The sequence below is a fragment of the Bacillota bacterium genome, from assembly GCA_013314855.1.
Classification (GTDB): Bacteria; Bacillota; Clostridia; order Acetivibrionales; family DUMC01; genus Ch48.
Window position 1 is genome coordinate 1 of the sequence record JABUEW010000179.1, and the last position, 5,835, is coordinate 5,835.

A 5,835-nucleotide genomic window follows, 5' to 3' on the forward strand; every position below is an offset into this window, starting at 1 on the left:
TCCGGTCAGAATTGCCTGTCGTTTGAAAAAGGGGCAGAAAATATAAAGAGATATCTGAAAGTTGAAGTGAGTGAAAGTACGGTAAGGATTGTAGCGGAGAGGATAGGACAGATTACATATGAAAAAGTGAGACTTGTCAAGAACATTGTGTCTGAGGTAAATAACGTAACTGGAAAAGCTGTCGTATATCATAAGCATGTGAACTTATCAAAGGAACTGCATTTTTCCATTTTGATTGCCTCAGGTTTTCCCTTTGCAAGTAAATGTTAATTTCCAACATTTCTACTGAACTAAAATACCCCCCGGATTTTATGCGAATTTTTTCAATGAGACTATTGATGCTTTCCACGCTGTTCGTGGTATAAATATATTTTCTTAAAGGCTCAGGATATTTCGTGAAAGCAAAATAATATTCTGATTTATCCAACAGAGTGTTGATATAGCGAGGATAGCCTGATTTAAACCTATCACAGAGGTTTTCAAACTTTTCAACTGCTTCCTCGTGCGAAGAAGAAAACTTTATTCTATCCAGTTCTTTATTAAACTCTGAAGCATCAGTCTTGCTCATTTGTTTGCGTATGTTACGCTGGAGATGAACAAAACAAAGCTGATGGTCAGCATAAGGATATACAGCTTTAACAGTTTCAATTATACCTGGGAAATCATCGCTTATAACTATCAATACTTTTTTAAGACCCCTGTTAACCAGATCTTCAAATACCTTGTTCCATTCAGCCCTGTTTTCCCTGCCAAAGAATGTGTATATACCAAAGATGTCTTTTTTACCTTCCATCTCAATGCCTAATACAACATAACATGTGGCTTTTTTAACTTTTGACGCATCTTTTATTTCGCAATCATAAGCATCTATTAGTAAGGCAAAAGCTTCATGGGTCAGTTCCCTCTGTTTAAAAAGCTGAAGTTCATTTTTAAGATGTTCTTTTATTTTATTGAGTTCTTCATCAGAATAAGGCAAATCAAGGCTTCTTAGAGTATTTAAAAGTGATGCTTCCGAGTAACCATTTACAACAAGCGACATAAAAGAAGTTCAGTATATGACTCATCTACCCTTTTATAATGTTTGGGTAGTATACTTGGCCTGAACATGCCTGACCTGGTTCTTGGTACGGATATTTCAAGATTACCTACAGGAGTTGCAAGTTTTCTATCATAGAAACCGTTACCTTTATCATCTTCGTTTTTATAAAGATATATTTGTCGTTCAGACATCATAAAGCTATCAAGCAGGTCTTCCAGCAGCTTTTTCAAAGCAGGCCTGGAAGGATCCTCTTCTGAACAATATTTGCCAAGTACTTTCTCGATTGCAATGTTTTTGACGCTTTCATAATAGGTATTTTTATCCATAATTACCATCCTCCCTTACAATTTTATTATACCTCAGACACAATTTTATTTTAACTCCCATATCCCTATCCCCCCTCCTGACAATGAGTCCAAAATGGTTATCTTTGCAGAAAGTGTTATGGACAAGATAGATAATGGAAAAGTAGATGAAGTAATTAATGAATTACCGGATGTTAATGAGTTACCTCCGGGTGTGCCAAACCTGAAAAAATATCTTATTAACAACAGGGGACGTGTAAATTATCCTGAGTATAAAGAGAAAGGTTATCATATTGGAAGTGGAGCAGTAGAAAGCGGACATAAAAGTGTAATTCAACAAAGATTAAAGCAAGCAGGGATGCGATGGAATAGGTCAGGAGGCCAGTATATAGCTACTTTAAGAGCAAAAAGTGCAAGTAATCAATGGGATTTGGTAAGGGAGAATATTGCAGCATAGAACAATATAATACTTTTCTACATACAACAGTGGAATTGACGTCTTGATAAGATGATAAGAAATTAAAATTGATAAATTTTAATTTGCCTTGTTAAAATTTAGAATTAAGGTTTGCTGGGAGTGACTTCCATAATTAATGGTATTTTGTGGTTATATTGTATTTTTCTGTTACACAAATAAAAATCGCACCCGCCAATCATGTGTCTTCGGTTGATACACAAGTACAACAGAAATCTGGTCAAGTGCTTCCACTATGGCATTTCCTGTTGGACGGTCTGTCTTTACCTTGCCTGCTATTTGAATTCTTCCACCTTCTTTTTTTAGTGAGGCCCTTACATTACGCTCCAGTAAGTTTAATATCATAAGTGAGATAATCATGACATACCCCAATGCTTCCAACCTCTTAGGGCTCTTTACAAATAGTTCGTCAATAAAGTAGGGAGCTTTAAGAACCTTGAAGCATGCTTCCACGGATACCTGCTCCTTATACTCCCGTAGTATATCCGTATCATCCATTTGTTCTTTCGGAACATTGCTTACAAGTACAAACATTCCTTCTTTATCCCGGTATTCCTTGATTTTTACATCATTTTTGTGCACTGTTATATCCAACCGGTATACAGTTTCAGCCTGTGCAACTTCATCTTTACTGGGACGTCCCCTTGATGAGCGTTTTAAAACCTTTCCTTCTTCATGAACCTTAAACGTTAGCTCATGATATGAAAGTCCAAGGGCTTTCTCCACCTGATTAATTTCTTCCAGAGCGTCCTTTTCACATAAAACCTTTCAAGTTTATATAACGGACGTCTCTGTGCTATAGTGTTCAGTACTATTGTCATAATAGCTTTTCCGGTACTCACTCTCCTATCATCCTGGTTGCCCAATTTTTCATCAATTAGCTCGGAAAGACCGATTTTATCACATATCCCTTTAAGGAGCGGCAGTGCTCCGTCTATACATAATTTGATTTTTTCCTGTACATTTATTGCCACTTGCATTCCCTCCACTGTTAGTTTATTATTATTACATTAACATATACAGTAGATTTAATGCATTGGTATTTGTTGGTTAATTTATACCTTTCCATTTACTATATCCGAAAAATAAGTTATATGATTCTACTAACTTTTATAGTTACATACACTCTTTTAACTCAAAGCCTACGATAGAACGACGAGGGAAAAATAAACAAAAACGAACCGACCTAAGACAGGCTAACTTTTATATATTGGTAACTAAAGATTATCATATTCCTCTTTATCATAAAATATATGAAGGTAATACTAATGATGTTGATAGTTTTAGTAAAATTGTCATGGACTTAAAAGAAAAACGTGACTTGCTTTGTAAAACTGAAAATCAAAAAAATAAATTTATTTTGATTTTTGATTCAGGCAATGTTTCCGAAACTAATATGAATATAATTAACGAATGTAATTTAAAATTTATAAGTAAACTAAAACCGTTCAATTATAAGGAATTATAAAAAATAAGCCTGGTTCAATATAAGCAGTATGTTACTGATAAGGGTGATGTATGTAATGATACAAAAATTTATGTAACAAATAAAAAAATATATGGTACAGAAAAAAAGATAGTTATTAAATACAATCAAGCCCATTTTGATGCAGAACATAAAACATTAAATGAGCATTTACTAGAGACGGAAAAAGGGTTAAAAGAACTTGAAAGTAGATTGAATGGATATATAAAAAATAATAAGTTGCCTTCAAATGTAACTTCAAAGACAGTTGAAAATAATATTAGAACTATATTTAAAAATAGGATTTACCTTAAAAAAATTATAGATGTTGAGGTTTTGGAAAAAGAAGGATTTCCTATGCTAAACTGGAACATTGATTTAGACAAACTTGAAGAATACAAAAAAACTTATTTAGGGAAAACTATTTATTTTACTAATGATTTAAACCTATCCGGTAATGAAATCGTACAAACTTATTCATATCAAAGTCAAATAGAAAAATTGTTTAAAATCAGCAAGAATAGAAATTCCGGATGTTGATGGCCTAAATACCATTGGACTAACCAAAAAATTAAAGTACATGCTTTTTATTGTTATATTTCTTTGTTGTTATTATCTTTACTCGAATTAGAACTTGATAAACTACAAATAAAGAACAATATAAATAATGTAATAGAGGAGCTTGGTGAGATACATGAGATAATTGAGCAGTATAAAAATAGTAATAATAAATCTATTACAATCAGAAGACACTCAAAATTAAATACTCTTCAGAAGAAGCTTTTTGACCATTTTAATTTAAAATCTTATTTTAAACAGTAGTAGGTTCTACACTTTTTTTATCAAACCTCTAAATATCAACGTTTCTTTAAAATAACTTGTAAACTCTGGCTCGGTGAGGATATGCCCATATTTCCCTGAATAACGGACTTCCGTCAGAGTCGCCATTTCTTCCAAGAGTTCGCGGACAGTGTACTTCTCAATGAGACCGGTTTTTCGCATCTTATCTGATTGTGTTTACAAATAGGAGTGCATATGTTAGAGAATCCACTTAAATGAAAACACTATGAAGCTGTAATTAATTATTTGACCATAAGATGGTATCTGTAATATGTACAGTTCTACGAAATAGGGCAGAAGTTTGCGTACATAAAGTTATATACGCTTCCCATTCAATACACCTTATCTCTTTTGAAAGTTTTTTGGTGATAACCCGGTAACTTTTTTAAAGCATTTACTAAAATAGTATACATCGTTGAAACCGCACAATCTTGCTGTTTCCGTAACCGATACTCCTTTCTTCAGAAAATCTTTTGCCTTTTCTACTTTGATGTTGGTGAGATATTCTATAGGTGATCTTCCCGTGACCTCCTTGAAAATTTTCCGCAGGTACTGAGTGCTTATATTCACCTTAGCACCTAAATCTTCCATTTTTATAGTGATATCGGAAGAATAGTTTTCAATCATATATTCTATAATTCTTTCAATCTTTCTTATCTTGTCATATTGAAATTTTTTATTAGCCTGCCAGGATATAAGTAAGTTAAGTATTTCAAGGAAACTTGCCTTAAGTCTTATTCTATCGTTAGGCATATCACTGAGCCAATGATTGCTGCAATCGTTAAAAAGCTTCTGAAGCCGGTTGAAAAGGTACATATCATTGATTTTTTGACATGGTTTCAGGGGTAAAACCATATCCATCATCTCCCACCGCCCATCCTGCAATACAGGTAATACACACTTGAAATCAATGGTATAATATTCAACCAGTTCAGTCGATGAACAAATGATTTGTCTTAACTCATACGGCTTGTGATAATGAAGGTAGTATTTAGTCAGTTCATATTTCTGATCGTTTTCAATTATAGTACATTTCCCTGCGCATACAAGTATCAGACAATGATTCTCATATCTCTCTTTAGGAGATTTCCAACCTACCTTATCTATAAAATGACGTACATGATAGAATTCGGTTGCTACGTTTATAAGTTGGTCATTCGAAAGTTGATCATTTAGCATTATTTCACCTCACCATAGCCTTTTTTAATATTAATTACCTTAGTTTGGCGTAAAAAATTACCAAATCAAGTATTGGCAGTACTTGCACATTACTACGAAAATGGGATAATTCCTTCCGAGGCTTCGAAGGCACTTGCGAAGGCTTGCTCCTTGGCAACTTAATATACTAACCCTGAAAAAGGCCAATACTAACCTAAGCAAGTATAATCATATACACTTGCCTGATGATGTCTAGTGTAATAAAAATATTTCAATTATGCAGGATGTCTTACTTCAAAACCGAGTTTTTTAAGTTCATAAACCATTCTTGTAATTCGTTTCTGCTCGGTTTGAACTCTGCGTAATTCAAAATAACTTTCGTTATACTGTGTATCAGTTTTAAGTATAGTGTATATGATTACAAGTAATTTCCTGGCAAGGGCTACAATCGCTTTTTTAGCACCTTTACGCTGCTTCATCTTCCAATACCATGCACACAGATATGATTTCCTCTGGCGGGTTATTATCCAGGCTACTTCACAGAGGATGCATT

Annotated in this window: 6 protein-coding genes and 1 pseudogene; 2 read left to right on the forward strand and 5 right to left on the reverse strand. The window is 33.7% G+C overall.

Features of this window, described 5'->3' with window-relative positions:
• Positions 1-136 precede the first annotated feature (136 nt).
• Positions 137-1,365, reverse strand: a pseudogene (locus HPY74_19240) (IS256 family transposase).
• Positions 1,366-1,459: 94 nt separating this feature from the next.
• On the opposite strand from HPY74_19240, the gene HPY74_19245 reads away from it, so the two are divergent.
• On the forward strand, positions 1,460-1,801 hold the full coding sequence (locus HPY74_19245) for a hypothetical protein (GenBank protein NSW92746.1): 342 nt from the start codon (positions 1,460-1,462) through the stop codon (positions 1,799-1,801).
• Between the two features lie 168 nt (positions 1,802-1,969).
• Here HPY74_19245 and HPY74_19250 read toward each other — a convergent pair whose 3' ends face one another.
• Together HPY74_19250 and HPY74_19255 are read right to left on the reverse strand one after the other, a co-directional pair.
• Positions 1,970-2,545 (reverse strand): IS1634 family transposase, encoded by a 576-nt coding sequence (locus HPY74_19250; GenBank protein NSW92747.1) that lies wholly within the window; start codon positions 2,543-2,545, stop codon positions 1,970-1,972.
• Positions 2,509-2,793, reverse strand: a complete 285-nt coding sequence (locus tag HPY74_19255) for a DUF4277 domain-containing protein (protein NSW92748.1) — start codon at positions 2,791-2,793, stop codon at positions 2,509-2,511. Before HPY74_19255 ends, HPY74_19250 begins: the two co-directional genes overlap by 37 nt.
• A gap of 704 nt (positions 2,794-3,497) precedes the next feature.
• On the opposite strand from HPY74_19255, the gene HPY74_19260 reads away from it, so the two are divergent.
• Positions 3,498-3,824 carry a hypothetical protein gene (locus tag HPY74_19260; protein NSW92749.1) on the forward strand — a complete coding sequence of 109 codons (327 nt, stop codon included), beginning with the start codon at positions 3,498-3,500 and terminating at the stop codon, positions 3,822-3,824.
• Between the two features lie 642 nt (positions 3,825-4,466).
• Here HPY74_19260 and HPY74_19265 read toward each other — a convergent pair.
• Together HPY74_19265 and HPY74_19270 are read right to left on the reverse strand one after the other, a co-directional pair.
• A complete protein-coding gene (locus HPY74_19265; GenBank protein NSW92750.1) occupies positions 4,467-5,303 on the reverse strand; it encodes a helix-turn-helix transcriptional regulator in 837 nt (278 codons plus the stop codon).
• A 254-nt stretch (positions 5,304-5,557) separates the two neighbouring features.
• The coding region (locus HPY74_19270) for an IS110 family transposase (protein NSW92751.1) at positions 5,558-5,835 on the reverse strand (278 nt) is incomplete at its 5' end.

What these genes read in the sequence shown, in the direction of transcription:
- HPY74_19245 (NSW92746.1), top strand. Translation starts at nt 1,460, where the DNA reads ATGGTTATCTTTGCAGAAAGTGTTATGGACAAGATAGATAATGGAAAA.
- HPY74_19265 (NSW92750.1), bottom strand. Translation starts at nt 5,303, where the DNA reads ATGCTAAATGATCAACTTTCGAATGACCAACTTATAAACGTAGCAACC.